Genomic DNA, 15,506 nt, shown 5'->3' on the forward strand with positions numbered 1-15,506 from the left:
GTTCACCGTCCGATCGTGAGGTTCTGGGTGAGGTCGGTCAGCCGCTCGACCCCGTCGGTGGTCAGCGCGATGGGTTCCGACAGCTCGTATCCCCAGTCGTCCTGCCACATACCGAGGATGACGTGGAAGCACATGCCGGCCTCGAGCACGGTGTGCTCGTCGGGCCGCAGGCTGACGGTGCGCTCACCCCAGTCCGGCGGGTATCCCAGACCGATGGAGTACCCGATCCGGGATTCCTTGGTCAGGCCGTGCGCGCTGATGACGGCGTTCCACGCGGCGTGGATCTCGTGAGCGGTCCGTCCGGGGCGCAGCGCGGCCAGAACCTCGGCCATGCCGTCGCGCACGATCGCCGCGGTGTCGGCGAGCCGGCGGGGCGGCTCGCCGAGCATGATGGTGCGGGCCAGCGGCGAGTGGTACCGCCGGTACACGCCCGCGAGCTCGATCGTCGTGGCCTCACCGACGCGGAACTCCTCCTCGGTCCAGGTCAGATGCGGCGTGCCGGCTCCTTTGCCGGTGGGCAGCATCGGCACGAGCGCCGGGTAGTCGCCGCCGTGCTCAGCCGTGCCGCGCGCCTGCGCGGCGGCGATCTCGGCGACGACGTCACATTGGCGTCGCCCCGGGGCCACGGCCCCCAGCGCCACCTCCATGGCCTGCTGCGCGATCGACCCGGCGATCCGCATCTGGGCGAGCTCGTGGTCGGACTTGACCACGCGCACCCAGTTGACCAGCTCCCGGCTGTCTTCGAGTCGGACGTGCGGAAGTCCGGCCCGCAGCGCCAGGTAGCCGCGGGCGGTGAAGAACGCGGAGTCGCCCTCGATTCCCACGCACCCGTCCGGGCCGGTCCCGGCCAGACCGCGTTCGCGGAGGCGTTCGGCGATCCAGTCGTACGGGTGCACCTTCGGACGGTGGACCAGTTCCTCCGGGTAGCCCTCGATCTGCTCCGGCGGCAGCCAGGCGGTGAAACCGGCTCCGGCGGCGTCCATCGCGCGAGCGAACAGGACCGGCGGTCCGGCGGCCGGCACCACCAGACACTGCGGCGTATAGAAGGACCAGGCGTTATAGCCGGTGAGGTAGTACATATTGGCCGGATCGGTCACCAGCAGGGCGGCGAACGAGCGCTCCGCCATGCGCTCCTGTACGCGGGTGAGCCGTTGCGCGTACTCGGCGGCATCCGGGCCAAGGGAAGACTGCTGCACTACATGAACCTCGCATTCTCTTTCAGTGGTCGCCGAGGAGACGCTGTCCCGGTCCTGTCGCCTGGCGGCCGATGGCCCGCAGCGCCGCCCACATGGTCGCCTGGTTCGCGCTGACCACCGGCTTGCCGAGCCGCGCCTCGAGCGGGGCGATGACGTCATAGGTCGGCAGGTTGGTGCACGAGATCACGATCGCGTCGGCCTCGGCGTGGTCGGCCTGGGCGACGAGTTCGGCGGTGCGCGCGTAAGGGACCTTCCAGATGCCGGCGCTCAGCCCCAGGTGGGAGCTGCCGACGACGTCCACGCCGGCCTCCCGCAGGAACAGCCGCAGCCGCTCGGTCACGTCCGGGTCGTACGGCGTGGCGATCGCCACGCGCTCGGCGCCCAACTGCCTCAGGGACTCCAGCAGGGCGCCGGACGTCGTGACCGCGGCGGGGGCTCCGGCCGCGCGCATCGCCTCCACCAGTCGCCGCTCTCCCCGTACGCCGCGCACGAAGCTGCCCGACGTACAGCCGTAGGCGTAGACCGCGGGCGAGACCGTGATCAGGTCCCGGGTGCAACGGCTGACGGCCGCGGCATCACCGACCTGTTCCGCCATCTCCACCGTCACCGGCAGCGGCGAGAACGGGGTACGGGTGAACAACAGCGCCACGTCGTCGGGCGTCCAGCGCCACAGCTCCCGATCCAGCGCCATGTCGTACGGGACGATCACGCCGACGCCGGTCTGGACCGGCGGTCCGGGTGGCGCGGTGCTGGTGTTCGTGGTCATGGACGGTCTCCTGCGATCGTGGGGGCCGACCCCGTGCGAGTGTGGAGCCGTGTCGCCATCATGCAGGATCGATGCATTGTTGACAATCATACGTAGCTCTCCTACGTTGGGCCGCGGCCCAGGTGGCGAGCGAACGGGGAGGCGCCCATGGCAGGATCCGACGGCAAGCCGATCATCGCCGTGCTCTGCGCGGCCGGGGGCCCGCGCCCCCCGCACATGCGGGCCGTCGAGGAGCGTGCGACGGTCCGTTACTGCGACGCCGACGGCTTGGCCGCCGCTGTGGCGGACGCGGACGCCCTCTTCCTGTGGGACTTCTTCTCCAGCGCCATACGTCAGATCTGGGATCGCGCCGGGGCGCTGCGGTGGATCCACGTCGCCGCGGCTGGTGTGGACAAGCTCCTCTTCGATGAGCTCATCGACTCCGACGTCATCGTCACCAACGCACGTGGCGTCTTCGACCGGCCCATCGCCGAGTTCGTGCTCGGCTCGGTGCTCGCCTTCGCCAAGGACCTCCACCGCAGCCACGATCTGCAACTCGCCCGTAGGTGGAAGCACCGGGAGACCTTGCCGGTGGCCGGCACCACGGCGTTGATCGTGGGCACCGGAGCCATCGGGCGCGAGATCGCCCGGCTGCTCCGTGCCGTCGGCATGGACGTACGTGGGGCCGGCCGCACCGCGCGCGCCGCCGACCCCGACTTCGGTACCGTCGTCGCCAGCGACGAGCTGGCCGCACACGCCGGCTGGGCCGACCACGTCATCATGGTCGCGCCCCTGACCCAGGCGACCCGGGGGCTCATCGACGCCACCGTGCTTGCCGCGATGAAACCCACCGCCCACCTGATCAACGTCGGGCGCGGCCCCTGCGTCGTCGAAGACGACCTGGTCGCGGCCCTGGCAGGCGGGCAGATCGCGGGGGCGTCCTTGGACGTGTTCGCCACCGAGCCGCTGCCAGGGGACCATCCGCTGTGGAGCGCTCCCGGCGTGGTCGTGTCCGCGCACATGTCCGGCGACACCGTCGGCTGGCTCGACACGCTGGCCCGGCAGTTCACCGACAACGCCGTGCGCTGGCTCGACGGCGGGGATCTCGTCAACGTCGTCGACAAGCGGCTCGGGTTCGTACCCGCGCAGGTGCGGCCGAGCCGGCCGGAGCCGAGCCGCCCGCTGCCGAGTCCCGCAGACGAGTAGGGAGCCATGATGACCGACCTGAGCCGGCTGACCGCCACCGAACTGATCGCCGCCTACCGCGACCGCAGCGTGTCCCCGGTGGAGGCCACCCGCGCCGCGCTCGCCGCGATCGAGGCCGCCGATGACGAAGTGAACGCCTTCGTCATGGTCGACGCCGAGGCCGCGCTGGCCGCCGCGGTGGAGTCCGAGGCCCGCTGGCGCGACGGCCGCACCCAGGGACCCGGTGACGGCGTACCCACCTCGATCAAGGACATCCTGTACACCCGCGGCTGGCCGACCCTACGCGGCACCAACCTCATCGACGAGCAGGGCCCCTGGCCGGCGGACGCCCCGGCCGTGGCCCGGCTACGCGAGACCGGAGCCGTGCTGCTGGGCAAGACCACCACGCCCGAGTTCGGGTGGAAGGGCGTCACCGACTCCCCGCGACACGGCGCCACCGGAAATCCGTGGAACGCCGAGCTGACCGCCGGCGGGTCGAGCGGCGGCAGCGCGGCAGCGGTCGCGCTGGGCATGGGGGCCTGGTCGGTCGGCACCGACGGCGGCGGATCGGTGCGCATCCCCGCCGCGTTCACCGGAACCGTCACCATCAAACCGACGTACGGCCTCATCCCGATGTGGCCCGCCAGCCCGTTCGGCACCCTGTCACACGGCGGGCCCATGACCCGTACCGTCACCGACGCCGCCCTGATGCTCGACATACTCACCGGTTTCGACGCACGTGACTGGTCGGCGCTGCCCACCCCGGCGACCTCGTTCCGCGACGGACTCGACGACGGCGTGCGCGGCCTGCGGGTCGCGTTCTCCCCCACTCTCGGGTACGTGCGTAACGACCCCGAGGTCGAGGCCGCCGTCCGTACCGCCGCGGCCGTGCTGGCCGAGGCGGGGGCCGACGTCGAGGAGATCGATCCCGGCTTCGCCGACCCCGTCGAGGCCTTCCACGTCCTGTGGTTCGCCGGCGCGGCCAAGGTCGTCGAGGCCTATGGTCCCGACGCCCTGGAGCGGGTCGACCCCGGGCTGCGACGCGGCATCGAGCGCGCCGGAGCCGCCAGTGCCGCGGACTATCTGGACGCCACGGCGGTGCGGATGGACCTCGGGGTTCGGATGGGGCGCTTCCACCAGACGTATGACCTGCTGCTGACGCCGACCCTGCCGATCACCGCGTTCCCCAAGGGAATGGACGCCCCGAAGGGCTGGCACTCCGAGGACTGGACGAGCTGGACTCCCTACACGTACCCGTTCAACATGACCCAGCAGCCCGCCGCGAGCGTGCCCTGCGGATTCACCTCCGCCGGACTGCCCGTCGGCCTGCAGATCATCGGCCCCCGGCACGCCGACGCGCTCGTGCTGCGGGCCGCCCACGCCTATGAGACGGCCACCGACTGGACCTCCGCGCGGCCGCCGCTCGCTCGCCCCTAACCCTTGAGGAGAATCCCCATGGCTCGCTACATCACGGTCACGCTGGAATCGCGCACCGTTTCCTGCACCGCCCGGCTGCTCGATGACGAGGCGCCGCGCACCGCGGCCGCCGTCTGGGACGCGCTCCCGTTGTCCGGTCAGGTTTTCCACGGCAAGTACGCCCGTAACGAGATCTACAACCTGGTGCCGGCGTTCGCGCGAGTGGAGCCCGGGAAGGAGAACACCACGGTCACTCCCATTCCCGGCGATCTCTGCTACTTCGCGTTCGACGCCAATGATCTCGCCACTCCCTCGCACGGCTACGAGAGCGGCCGCGGTCCCAAGGACCTGTCACACATCATCGACCTGGCGCTGTTCTACGGGCGCAACAACCTGCTGCTCAACGGCGACCAGGGCTGGGTGCCGGGCAACGTCTTCGGCACCGTCGTCGAGGGACTCGAGGAGATGGCCGTCGCCTGCCAGGACATCTGGATGGCCGGCGCCCGGGGTGAGACGCTGACGTACGCGCGTTCCCACGAGGACTGACGACGGCCGGGCGTCACTGGCTGACCGCTCTCTTGTACAGGCGCGTGGCCAGCGGGACGAACACCACCAGGATCAGCACCGACCAGCCTGCCGACACCGGCACCGCGTGCTGGAGCACTTGGCGGATCGGCTGACGGCCGATTGGACGCACCTGTCTGAGTCGGGCACGGCGGCTGTTCAGACCCCTCGGCCACGCCTGTCCGAGTCGGGCACGGCGGCTCTCCAGGCCCGTCTACCTGGCCAGGCCGCGCGGGCGGCGGACCCGCAGATGGCCGTAGGCGAGCTCCCCGGCGATCTGGACGTGCAGCCTTCCCGGACGGGGACGGCCAGGCGCCTTGCAGATCACCCTGCCCCACTCGGTCCGCGTCTGGTCGACGTTCGCCGTCGCGCCGGCAGGCAGGACGATCGTCGCGGAGCCGTACGCGAGCTGGAGCTCGATCCCGATCTCGGGATACTGGATGACGGCCCCCGACAGGTCGAGGTGCACACCGCCGTACTCCGACTCGATCCGCAGCACGCGCGGGACCTGCCAGTCGCCCGTCCGTCTGACGCGCCCGCCGGTGGACCTCAGCTGGACCACCTCGTCAGGAGGATCGGGCAGGTCGACGACCGCCCGCGCCAGATCGCTCTGGGTCACGGCGGTGAGGGCTCGTTCGACCCGCTCCTCCATCTCGGCGAAGCCGAGACGTCCGTCGGCGTACGCCTGCTGGACGCGCTGAACGATCCGGTCGCGCTCGACGTCGTCGTGCCGTCCCGCGGGGAGGTTCATTGGGAGACCGCCCTCTTGTACAGCCGCGTTGCCAGCGGGACGAACACCGCCAGGATCAGCACGCACCAGCCCACCGACACCGCCACCGCGTGCTGGAGCGGCCACGCGTCGGGCACCGGCCTGAGGGCGGTGGTGTTGCCGAACAGTTCGCGCGCCGCCTGGACGAACGTGGAGACCGGGTTCCATTCGGCGACGGGCTTGAGCGGGCCGGGCAGCCGGGAGCTGTCGACGAAGACGTTGGACAGGAAGACCAGCGGGAACGACACGAGGGTGGCGATGTTGTTGAACACCTCCGGCGTGCGCAGGGCCAGCGCGATCGTCGCCGTCACCCACGAGAAGGCGTAGGCGAAGAACAGCAGCAGCAGGAACCCCCCGAGAGCCTCGAGCGGCGAGGAGTGGACGCGCCAGCCGACCAGGAGTCCCACCAGGGCCATCGTGGCGATGCTCGTGATGTTCATGAGCATGTCGCAGAGGGTCTGCCCGACCAGCACCGCCGACGGCGCCATCGGCAGCGTGCGGAACCGGTCGAAGATGCCCTTCTGCAGGTCCTGGGTGAGCGTGTAGCCGGTGATCTGCGCGCTGGTGACGATCGTCTGGACGAAGATCCCGGGGAGCAGATACTCCGTGTAGGAGATGCCGGGCAGGTCGATCATGCTGCCGAACACGTACACGAACAGCAGCACGAACACGACCGGGAGGATGATCACGCCGCCGAGCAGGTCGGGGGCTCGCCTGATCTTGAGCGCGTTGCGCTTGCTGATCGTCATGCCGTCGGCGATCGCCATCTGAAGGGGGCTCATCGGACCGTCTCCCGGGTGTCGTCGGTGGCGGCCTGGTGGCCGGTGAGGCTGAGGAAGACCTCATCCAGGGTCGGGCGCCGCAGCCCGGCGTCGCGTACGGTGACGCGCTCGGCGGCCAGGTGACCCAGAGCGGTGGTGAGCGAGGCGGTGCCGCCCGCCACGGGGATGGTGACGCTGAGGGAGGTGGGGTCGGTCTGGACGTCGGCGACGGCCAGCGGCGCCAGGACCCGGCGCACGGTCTCCAGATCGGCGGCGTCGCTCACCGTCAGCTCGATCCGGTCACCACCCACCTGGTCCTTCAGCTGGTCGGCGGTGCCGAGCGCGATCACCCGCCCGTGGTCGACCACCGCGATCCGGTCGGCGAGCCGGTCGGCCTCCTCCAGGTATTGGGTGGTGAGCAGGACGGTCGTGCCGCCCGCTACCAGCTCGGAGATGACCTCCCACAGGCCCACTCTGGCGCGGGGGTCCAGGCCGGTCGTGGGCTCGTCCAGGAACAGCACCGGCGGATCGGCCACCAGCGCGCCGGCCAGGTCGAGCCGGCGCCGCATCCCGCCGGAGTAGCCCTGCACCGGGCGATCGCCGGCGTCGGCCAGGTCGAAGCGCTCCAGCAGCTCGCGGGCGCGTTGCTTGCTGCGCTTGGTGCCCAGGTGGTAGAGGCGGCCGACCATCTCCAGGTTCTCGGCGCCGGTGAGGTGCTCGTCGACGGCCGCGTACTGGCCGGACGCCCCCATGCGGGAGCGCAGGCGCTGGGCGTCGGCGACGACGTCGAGCCCGGCGACGGTGGCGTGTCCGGCGTCCGGCCGCAGCAGGGTGGTCAGGATCCGCACGGTCGTCGTCTTGCCGGCGCCGTTGGGGCCGAGTAATCCGAAGACCGTGCCTTCGGGGACCGACAGGTCGATGCCGTCCAGGGCGGTGACGGTGCCGTACTTCTTGACCAGACCCTCGGCCACGATCGCGGGGGACATGAGATCTCTCCTTTTGGACGTTACTTCTGGTTTTTGGTGTCACGAGCGGCGGATCACGATGTCGCCGTAGGCGGTGTGGGCGCGCACCTCGACGGTCTTGTCGGACTGTGCCGGGCCGTCGCAGGCGTCCAGGTCGACGTCCACGGTGCCGTACTGGGAGCTCACATCCAGCCAGGCGGCGCTGCCCTCCCGGATGCCGAGTTCGAGCCGGCCGCCGGCGGTCTCCAGGACGACCGCGCCGGACACCACCTCGCCGATCCGGACATTGCCGTAGGCGGTCTTGGCGGCGACGCCGGCCAGGGCGTGGTCGACGGTGATGTCGCCATAGGCGGTGTTCAGCCGCAGTTCGCCGGTCACCGCGCCGAGGACGAGGTCGCCGTTGGAGGTCTTGACCACCGCCGTGCCGTCGATCTCGCCGATCCGGATGGTGCCGTTGGCGCTGGTGATGTCGGCGTGCCCGACCGACCGGGTCACCGAGATGTCGCCGGAGCCGGTCTTCACCTGCAGCCGGCCCGCCCGCTCCAGCCGGATGTCGCCGTAGGAGGCGATGCACTTCACGTCGCCGAGGCGGCCCCTGCAGCGGAAGTCCGCCGCCCCGTTCGCTTCGACGCGGGAGCCGGCCGGCAGGTCGATCGTCACCTCGACCGAACCATCCCATCCGAGCAGTGAACGGGCCCAGTTCTTGGGCGACTCGACCAGCATGTCGATCGAGCCGCTCCACCCGGACAGCGACGCGGCCCGGGGCTTGCCCACCTTCACCCGGAGCCTGCCGCCGGCGTACTCGATCTGGGCCTGCTCGGCGGCCTGCCGGTCGGCGTCGTTGGACTCGTCGCTCGGGCGTACGTCGACGACGGTGTCGGTGCGGTCGCTCGCGTTGATCCGGACTTTGGCGGTTGCCAGATCGATGATGGCCACGATGGGCTCGGGGGTGTCGAACGTTGGCATGGCGTTTCCCTCACGGATTCAGCGGCTGGATTCGGCGGCGTTCCGCTTACCGGAACGCGTGGTCGTGAGCCCCCGGCTAGCGCACCCAGCCGGTGTGGCTCCGAACGGTCTGGGCGCCCCGGTGCCGGCTCCCGTCGCGTTCGAGCGCGGCGGAGACCGCGCGGACCAGCCAGGTGTTGACCGAGAGCCCGTCTCCGGCGGCCGCCTCCTCGATGCGCGGCTTGAGGTGGTCGGGGACGCGGAGCGAGATCCGCGAGGTCCCGCCCTCGTCCGCTCTGACACCCGGGTCGGTCGCCCTGGCCGGCCCGGTATCACCCGCGTCCCCGAACGACTGACCGACGGGCGGTGGCGTCACGATGAAGCCGGGCTCGCGGCCGCGCAGGCGCACCTCCACCGAGCCCGGCGCGAGATCGCGGGTGATCTCGTCCGCGGCGGCGGACAGCGCCTCCAGCAGGGCGAGCCGGGTGGCCGGTTCGAGTGCCGCGGCGAGACGCTCGGCGATCGCGCGGGCGTCGTCGTCGCCCGCTCGGGCGGTGGTCGCGAGTTCGCGGCGGAGGTGGTCTACATACGGCGCGAGGTCCATGACGCAACTATGGCGTCATGATGGCGTCATTGCAAGCGCCTTGGGTCATCCACTGTGATGTCATGGAGGCGTCAAAGCGCCGAGCGCCGGCCGGACCGGCTCTGCGGCCGTCCGCTCGGCGCTCGGTGACCAGCGGCTATGGGGAGGGGTGTCAGGTCGCCTTCATCGTCTGAAGGGGATGTTGAGCCAGGGACTGTTCGGATCGGTCGTCAGGATTCGGTGGGCGTTGAGCATCTCCCCGTACCAGTCGCCGAACTCCTCCTCATCGAAGTGGAGGCAGCGGCCCAGGATGTAGGCGGCCGAGAACTCTTCCCAGGAGCGGTAGTTGATCCGGCTGACCGCGCCCGCCCGCAGGACCGCCGTTTCGGCCTCCGCCAGGTCGCAGTAGCGGGCGCCGAGTCCCCAGCGGGCCATCTTCGAAGCCCGCCCGTAGTCCCACGCCTCCACGGTGCGGACGAACCCGCCCTCGGGAAGCAACCCGTCCGCGCGGAATCGCGCCTCGTAGCGGATGATGCGTCCGATGAGCCGCTGCGCTCCGGCGACCTGGGCCTCCGTCTCGGAGTCAGAGGTGGTCCCGTTCTCGGCGGCGCGGTGCCTGATGACCCGTGACGTCACCTGGCGCCAGTGATCCACCTCGACCGCGCCGCCGAAGTCACGGGCGAGGGTGCCGCGTATCCCCAGCACGAATCCCCAGACCGAGCTGCTCATCCGGCCCTTGAGCAGCTCCTCCTGGGCATGCTGCCACCCCTCCCGGCTGGTGATCTCCCACCACTCCTCCAGACGTCTGCGCTCACGGACGTAGCCGGTGCCGTGCCAGCCCATCGCGTTCCAGAGCGAGGCGTTGTTCACGCAGAGCAGCGCACCGCAGGCCAGGCCGTGAGCGACGTCGCCGTGCAGCGGACCCCCGACCCACAGCGTGCGCAGCTGGTTGCGGCGCGTGCTGGATATCCGGTCGGCATGCCAGCGCCACGTCTGCCGGTGGGCGGCCGTCGCGGGGAAGAACGCCTCGCACGGGGTGCCGGGGTTGATGGCCAGCCACTCGTCGTCCCGGGGCCAGTCCTGGACCAGCTTTCCCAGGTCTACCTCGAAGAAGACCGGGTCGGGCGCGGGCGCAGGAAGCATCCCCTCGGTGACGAACGCGAGACTCAGGGGGCTTCCGGGCTGAGGGCCCCAGTATGCGGCGTTGTAGTGAAGCCAGCCCGGCTTGGCGTCGGCCTGAGCGCGCGACATCGCGTGATAGAGGTCCGTGCCCGCGAGGACGTCGAAGTACGCGGCCCAGTCTCCGCGCGTCTTGGCCGCGTACAGGTCACGTTCGACGTCGGTGGGCGCCTGCCATACGGCCTCGGGGGCGGCGAGATCCATGGCATCACATTGTGAAGCACAACCGCGGGAGGTGTTGATCCGGCTCCTATGCGGCAAATGCTGCCATACCCGAATGCGCATAGCTTGAGGAAGATGGCGGCTTCCATACGTACCTCCTGACGGCAGATTCCGGTTTCGGGAGGTATGTATGCACCGCAGAGTCGCCCTGCTCTCCGCCGTCGCGCTCACCGTGGCAGGCGCCCTGGTCCCAGCGGGCGCCGCCCAGGCCAGGAGCGGCACCGGCCTCGACCCCAGGCCCGTCAGGTGGTCCGCCACGGACTCCTCGTCGGAACGCAGGAACGTCCTGCAGTACTGGACGCAGCAGCGCACACTGGCGGCGCGGCCGCTGGATACGCCCGCGCCGCGACGTGGTGATCGGTCGGGCGGGCCGACCCAGGGGACCCCGTGGGCGACCCGCGGCGCCTCGGCCACCATCACCCAGCGCACCCCGTGGACCAGCGGCGGCACGTCGCGCGTCCAGACCGCCTCGGCTTCCACCGCCCAGCAGGGGGCCCGGGTGCCCAACAGCCCCGGCCTGCGGTGGACGGACGGCGGCGCCGTCGTGCGTACCACCGGACGCGTCTTCTTCACCACCGCCGAAGGCGGCAACGCCTCCTGCTCCGGTACGGCGGTGACCAGCGCCAACGAGAGCGTCGTGATGACCGCCGGGCACTGCGTGAAGATCGACGGTGCGGCCCACCGCAACTGGGTGTTCATCCCGGGCTTCGACAACGGCCGGCGGCCGTTCGGCACCTGGGTGGCCACCAGGATGCTGACCACGCAGCAGTGGAACGCCAACGAGGACATCAACTTCGACATCGCGGCGGTCGTGGTCGCGCCGCTGCAGGGGCGGACGTTGACCGACGTCGTGGGTGGGCAGGGGGTGGCGTTCAACCAGCCGAGGCAGCGGCAGATGTTCTCCTTCGGCTACCCGGCGGCGCCGCCGTTCGACGGCTCCAGGCTGATCTACTGCAGTGGGCGCGCGTTCAACGACACCGTCATGACCAGGGACCAGGGTCTGCGCTGCAACATGACCGGCGGGGCGAGCGGCGGCCCGTGGTTCCAGGGGTTCAACGAGTCGACCGGGCTCGGCTGGCTGAACTCCGTCAACAGCTTCAAGTACGACTTCGCCCCGGACTTCATGTTCGGCCCCTTCTTCGGGAACGAGGCGATGGCCGTCTACCAGGCCGCGCAGAACACCAACGCCACCTGAGGTCCCGGAACCGGCCCCCGACCCCGCCCGTACATGACGTCACCCGGACGGCGGGGTCGGCCCCGACGTGCCGGGAATGGGGCCGCGGCGGGCAGGCCGCAGCCCCTTCCCAACCGGTCGATCGACCGACCGATCGATCGCTACAGGTCAGTGGCGATGATCTTTTCGATGTTCCGTTCGGCGAGCGCCGTGATGGTGACGAACGGGTTGACGCTGGTGTTGCCGGGGATCAGTGAGCCGTCGATGACGTACAAGCCCGGGTAGCCGGCCAGGCGTCCGTAGTTGTCGGTGGCCTTGTTCAGGACCGCGCCCCCCAGCGGGTGGTAGGTGAGGTGGTCGCCCCAGACCTTGTAGATGCCGAAGAGGTCGGTCCGGTAGATCGTCCCCTCCTTGTCGTTGATCTTGTCGAAGATCGACTTGGCCATGTCGATGGCCGGCTGCTTCCAGGCGGTCTGCCAGTTCAGATCGACCTGACCGGTCGTGGCGTTCCAGGAGAAGCGGGCGCGGTTCGGGTTCTTGGTGATCGACAGGTAGAAGGAGGCGAAGGTCTCGATCCCGGTGGGCAGCGGCGCGACCTCGGCGAACGCGCCACCGGCCGCCCAGTTGTCGATGCCGGCGCAGGGGATGGTCGACTGGGAGGCGCCGGTCGGGTCCCACAGGTGGTTGGCGCGGCCGCACATGACGTTGCCGTTGTCGCCCCAGCCGTTGCCGACCTCGCTGTTGAGGTTGGGCAGCGCGCCCGTGGCCTTCAGCTTGACCAGCAGCTTGCTGGTGCCGACGCTGCCGGCGGCGAAGAACACCCGGTCCGCGGTCACGGTCTTGGTGGCCGTGGTGTCACCGGTGGTGTTGATCTGCTGGATGACGACCGTGTAGCCGCCACCGGCCGCCGGGGTGACCGAGGTGACCTTGTGCAGGGGCGAGATGGTGACCTTGCCGGTGGCCTTGGCCTGGGCGAGGTAGGTCTTCTGGAGTGACTTCTTGCCGTAGTTGTTGCCGTAGAGGATCTCGCCGGCCAGGGCGGACTTGGTGGCGGTGCCGACTGCTTCCTGCTCCATGTAGTTCCAGTCGTACACGTCGGGTACGAAGACGAACGGGAAGCCGGACCGCTGGGCGTGCTTACGGCCGACGCGGGCGAACTGGTACCAGTCGGTGGAGTCGAACCAGGCAGAACGGATGGTGCCCACCCCGAGACCGGCGTTGGCCCGCGGGTAGTAGGTGTTGTACATCTCGTCGGCGTTGACCGACGGGAGGATGGCGGCGAAGTTCTCCCGCTTGGGGGTGACCGCCATGCCGCCGTTGACCAGCGAGCCGCCGCCGACGCCGCGGCCTTGGTAGACGGTGATGCCGCTGAAGTCCTCGGCGTCCAGGACCCCGGTGTAGCGGGAGATGTCCCGGTCGATCGGGAAGCCGAGGAAGTAGTTGAGGGGCGCCTTGGTCCTGGTGCGTAACCAGTAGGAGCGGTTGTCCGGGGCGAGCGTGCTGCAGAAGATCTTGCCGTCGGAGCCGGGGGTGTCCCAGGCCATACCCATCTCGATCATGTGGACGTCGACGCCCGCCTGGGCGAGACGCAGTGCCGCCACGGAGCCGCCGTATCCGGTGCCGATCACCAGGGCTTGGACATGGGCCCCGTTGCCGATCGGACCGGCCGCGGCCTGAGCCGCGGCCTGGGCCGCGGTGGGGTGCGCCGCGAGGGCCAGGGCGCCGACGCTTCCGGCGATGAATCCACGACGCGAGACACCTCTGGAACCGGCCTCGCCCGGGGTGTTGTCACTCATCCGATGTTCCTTACTCTCGGTGGGATGAGAACAGGTTCTTGCTGCAGCTCGCGCCTGCCTGGAGAAGATCTAGCGGGTCCGCCGCGTGGCGGGTGAGGGGCCACTGGGCAGCCGGCACACGGTGTCGAGGCCCAGTACGTGGTTGAGCCGCCCGAAGGCCAGCCAGGAGCCGATGCTCATGCTCAGCTCGACGATCTCGAGCTGGCTGTAGTGCGCGGTCATCCGGGTCCAGAACTCGTCGTCGAGGCCATGGTGGTCCAGGGCGTACCGCTCGGCGTACTCGGCGGCGAGCCGGGTGCGGTCGTCGAAGGCGTCGGTGGTGCGCCACCGGGTCACCGCGTCGGCGAACTCCTCCTCGACCTTCTGCCCGTCCCGCTCGGTACGCCAGTCCAGGCAGAAGGCGCACCCGTTGATCTGCGCGATCCGCAGCCGTGCCGCCTCGAACTCGCGGAGCCCGAGGGTCGTGTGGGCGTACACCGACAGGGAGAAGTGCGAGGCGGCGGTCCCGATGCCGGGCACCATCTCACCCCAGACGTACTCGATCGCGTCCTTTCCCTCGGGGATATCGAGGTTCATGGCTGTTTCCTCCCGAGTTTGCCGATCGCGGGGCGCAGTGGGACGTCGAGCGCGTCGTAGAGCCCGGGTCCGGCCTCCACGAGCCAGTCGATGGCGCTGACCAGCCGGCCGACCGCGGTGGCGTTCCCGCCGGCGGCCCGGTTGCCGCCCTCGTCGGTGGCCTCGATCGTGACCTCGATGCGCGGGCGGCCCTCGATGATCACCCGGTGCGCCGCGTGGCCGTCGGGCGGCGTCGGCCAATCCGGCGCGCAGGACGGGTGGATGCGGGTGACGTGCTCGATGACGATGCGGGGCTCGCCCTCGACGATGCCCTGCACCTCGAAGCGCACCGCGCCCTGGGTGCCGGCGTCGAACTCGCCCATCGTCTCCGTACGCACCGTGGCGTCGAGCGGGCGCCGGTCGCGGCTCTCGCGGATCTCGTCGAGTTCGACGCCGAGGGCTCTGGCCATCAGCCGTACCTGCCCGCCCCACACCATGGTCGGGACCGTCGGCGCGATCATCGGCGGCTCGTAGTCCATCGGCTGGCCCATGCCGACCAGGTACCGGACCGAGTCGGGCTGGTCGTAGGTGGAGTAGTCGAAGATCTCCTGGCAGCGGATCACGTCGATGGTGCCGCCGAGTCCGCTGATCAACAGGGGCAGCACGTCGTTGCCCCAGCCCGGATCGATGCCGGAGACGAACAGCGAGCCGCCGCCGTCCGCGATGGCGGCCAGCACCGGCTCCCGCAGCTCCGGCGGGGCGTCGCGCTGGTCATAGAGCGCGTACAAGGAGGGGGTGACGACCACGGCGCCGGCGCGGATCGCCCTGATGATGTCGGCGAGCGCCTCGTCGGGGCGGATGTCGCCGGACGCCGCGTAGACGACGGCGCGGGGACCGGCGGCCAGCACCGCGTCGACGTCGTCGGTCGCCGTGACCCCCAGATCGTGGCCGAGCCGGGCGAGCGCGCCCGCGTCGCGGCCGACCTTGCCGGGATCGTGGACGAGTACGGCCGCGAGCCTCAGCGCCGGATGAGCCTCGACGGCACGGATGGCCGCACGGCCGACATTGCCGGTGCCCCAGACGATCGTGGACAACATGAGCGGAGCGTAGCAAGCGCTTGGTTAGGTGCATAGGGCCATCACGACACCGGCCGCGCCCGGCACCGCCCGGACCCCCTGCACAAAGAATCAAACTTTCAGGGCGGAATTCGCATTGTCCGGGCCGGCGAAGGGTTCGCCGTGGCATTCTCCGGCGCAAGCGCCGGAGCGCTGTTCACCGACTGTGTTCACCGGCGAGATGGACTACGGCGGCACCGCCAGAAATGCGTCCTTCCCATTAGCCGGATCGGTTCGGCGGGCAGAACGTTCATAAGGGGACCAACAACTTCCGCACCTGCGAAAATCCCTATGATCGATGGGCTCATGAAGACCTGCCGGGCTGATCGGGCTCCC

At 70.2% G+C, this 15,506-nt stretch carries 16 protein-coding genes; 4 read left to right on the forward strand and 12 right to left on the reverse strand.

What is annotated here, in order from left to right; genetic code table 11:
• Positions 1-2 precede the first annotated feature (2 nt).
• Both AB0H88_RS04555 and AB0H88_RS04560 read right to left on the reverse strand, forming a co-directional pair.
• Positions 3-1,196, reverse strand: a complete 1,194-nt coding sequence (locus AB0H88_RS04555) for a M24 family metallopeptidase (protein WP_357641214.1) — start codon at positions 1,194-1,196, stop codon at positions 3-5.
• 22 nt (positions 1,197-1,218) lie between these two features.
• A complete protein-coding gene (locus AB0H88_RS04560; RefSeq protein WP_357641216.1) occupies positions 1,219-1,962 on the reverse strand; it encodes an Asp/Glu/hydantoin racemase in 744 nt (247 codons plus the stop codon).
• A gap of 147 nt (positions 1,963-2,109) precedes the next feature.
• On the opposite strand from AB0H88_RS04560, the gene AB0H88_RS04565 reads away from it, so the two are divergent.
• Genes AB0H88_RS04565 through AB0H88_RS04575 form a run of 3 tightly spaced genes read left to right on the forward strand, consistent with a single transcriptional unit; the run spans position 2,110 to position 5,088 of the window.
• Positions 2,110-3,147, forward strand: a complete 1,038-nt coding sequence (locus AB0H88_RS04565) for a D-2-hydroxyacid dehydrogenase (RefSeq protein ID WP_357641218.1) — start codon at positions 2,110-2,112, stop codon at positions 3,145-3,147.
• A 6-nt stretch (positions 3,148-3,153) separates the two neighbouring features.
• Positions 3,154-4,563 carry an amidase gene (locus AB0H88_RS04570; protein WP_357641220.1) on the forward strand — a complete coding sequence of 470 codons (1,410 nt, stop codon included), beginning with the start codon at positions 3,154-3,156 and terminating at the stop codon, positions 4,561-4,563.
• Positions 4,564-4,581: 18 nt separating this feature from the next.
• Positions 4,582-5,088, forward strand: coding sequence for a DUF3830 family protein (locus AB0H88_RS04575; RefSeq protein WP_357641222.1), 507 nt, complete (start codon positions 4,582-4,584; stop codon positions 5,086-5,088).
• A 13-nt stretch (positions 5,089-5,101) separates the two neighbouring features.
• Here the strand turns inward: AB0H88_RS04575 and AB0H88_RS04580 are convergent, their stop codons facing one another.
• From AB0H88_RS04580 to AB0H88_RS04610, 7 genes are all read right to left on the reverse strand, one after another.
• Positions 5,102-5,239: a hypothetical protein gene (locus AB0H88_RS04580; RefSeq protein ID WP_357641224.1), complete on the reverse strand. Its 138-nt coding sequence runs from the start codon at positions 5,237-5,239 to the stop codon at positions 5,102-5,104.
• Positions 5,240-5,320: 81 nt separating this feature from the next.
• On the reverse strand, positions 5,321-5,857 hold the full coding sequence (locus AB0H88_RS04585) for a DUF1707 domain-containing protein (protein WP_357641226.1): 537 nt from the start codon (positions 5,855-5,857) through the stop codon (positions 5,321-5,323).
• Positions 5,854-6,657, reverse strand: coding sequence for an ABC transporter permease (locus tag AB0H88_RS04590; RefSeq protein ID WP_357641228.1), 804 nt, complete (start codon positions 6,655-6,657; stop codon positions 5,854-5,856). Before AB0H88_RS04590 ends, AB0H88_RS04585 begins: the two co-directional genes overlap by 4 nt.
• Positions 6,654-7,622 (reverse strand): ATP-binding cassette domain-containing protein, encoded by a 969-nt coding sequence (locus AB0H88_RS04595; RefSeq protein ID WP_357641230.1) that lies wholly within the window; start codon positions 7,620-7,622, stop codon positions 6,654-6,656. The genes AB0H88_RS04590 and AB0H88_RS04595 overlap by 4 nt, the downstream gene beginning before the upstream one ends.
• Positions 7,623-7,661: 39 nt before the next feature.
• Entirely contained in the window at positions 7,662-8,567 is a 906-nt protein-coding gene (locus AB0H88_RS04600) for a DUF4097 family beta strand repeat-containing protein (RefSeq protein WP_357641232.1), read from the reverse strand.
• 76 nt (positions 8,568-8,643) lie between these two features.
• Positions 8,644-9,150, reverse strand: a complete 507-nt coding sequence (locus tag AB0H88_RS04605; protein WP_357641234.1) for a histidine kinase — start codon at positions 9,148-9,150, stop codon at positions 8,644-8,646.
• A gap of 162 nt (positions 9,151-9,312) precedes the next feature.
• A complete protein-coding gene (locus tag AB0H88_RS04610) occupies positions 9,313-10,512 on the reverse strand; it encodes a DUF1266 domain-containing protein (RefSeq protein WP_357641236.1) in 1,200 nt (399 codons plus the stop codon).
• A 148-nt stretch (positions 10,513-10,660) separates the two neighbouring features.
• On the opposite strand from AB0H88_RS04610, the gene AB0H88_RS04615 reads away from it, so the two are divergent.
• The gene (locus tag AB0H88_RS04615) at positions 10,661-11,725 is read left to right on the forward strand and encodes a peptidase (protein ID WP_357641238.1); all 1,065 of its coding nucleotides are present in this window, start codon (positions 10,661-10,663) and stop codon (positions 11,723-11,725) included.
• Between the two features lie 140 nt (positions 11,726-11,865).
• Here AB0H88_RS04615 and AB0H88_RS04620 read toward each other — a convergent pair whose 3' ends face one another.
• From AB0H88_RS04620 to AB0H88_RS04630, 3 genes are all read right to left on the reverse strand, one after another.
• The gene (locus AB0H88_RS04620) at positions 11,866-13,500 is read right to left on the reverse strand and encodes a GMC oxidoreductase (protein WP_357641240.1); all 1,635 of its coding nucleotides are present in this window, start codon (positions 13,498-13,500) and stop codon (positions 11,866-11,868) included.
• A gap of 69 nt (positions 13,501-13,569) precedes the next feature.
• On the reverse strand, positions 13,570-14,076 hold the full coding sequence (locus AB0H88_RS04625; RefSeq protein WP_357641242.1) for a carboxymuconolactone decarboxylase family protein: 507 nt from the start codon (positions 14,074-14,076) through the stop codon (positions 13,570-13,572).
• Complete coding sequence (locus tag AB0H88_RS04630) at positions 14,073-15,152, reverse strand: dihydrodipicolinate reductase (protein WP_357641244.1); 1,080 nt, start codon at positions 15,150-15,152, stop codon at positions 14,073-14,075. Before AB0H88_RS04630 ends, AB0H88_RS04625 begins: the two co-directional genes overlap by 4 nt.
• Positions 15,153-15,506 lie beyond the last annotated feature (354 nt).

The organism is Nonomuraea sp. NPDC050680 (assembly GCF_040654555.1).
In the GTDB taxonomy this organism is placed as follows: domain Bacteria; phylum Actinomycetota; class Actinomycetes; order Streptosporangiales; family Streptosporangiaceae; genus Nonomuraea.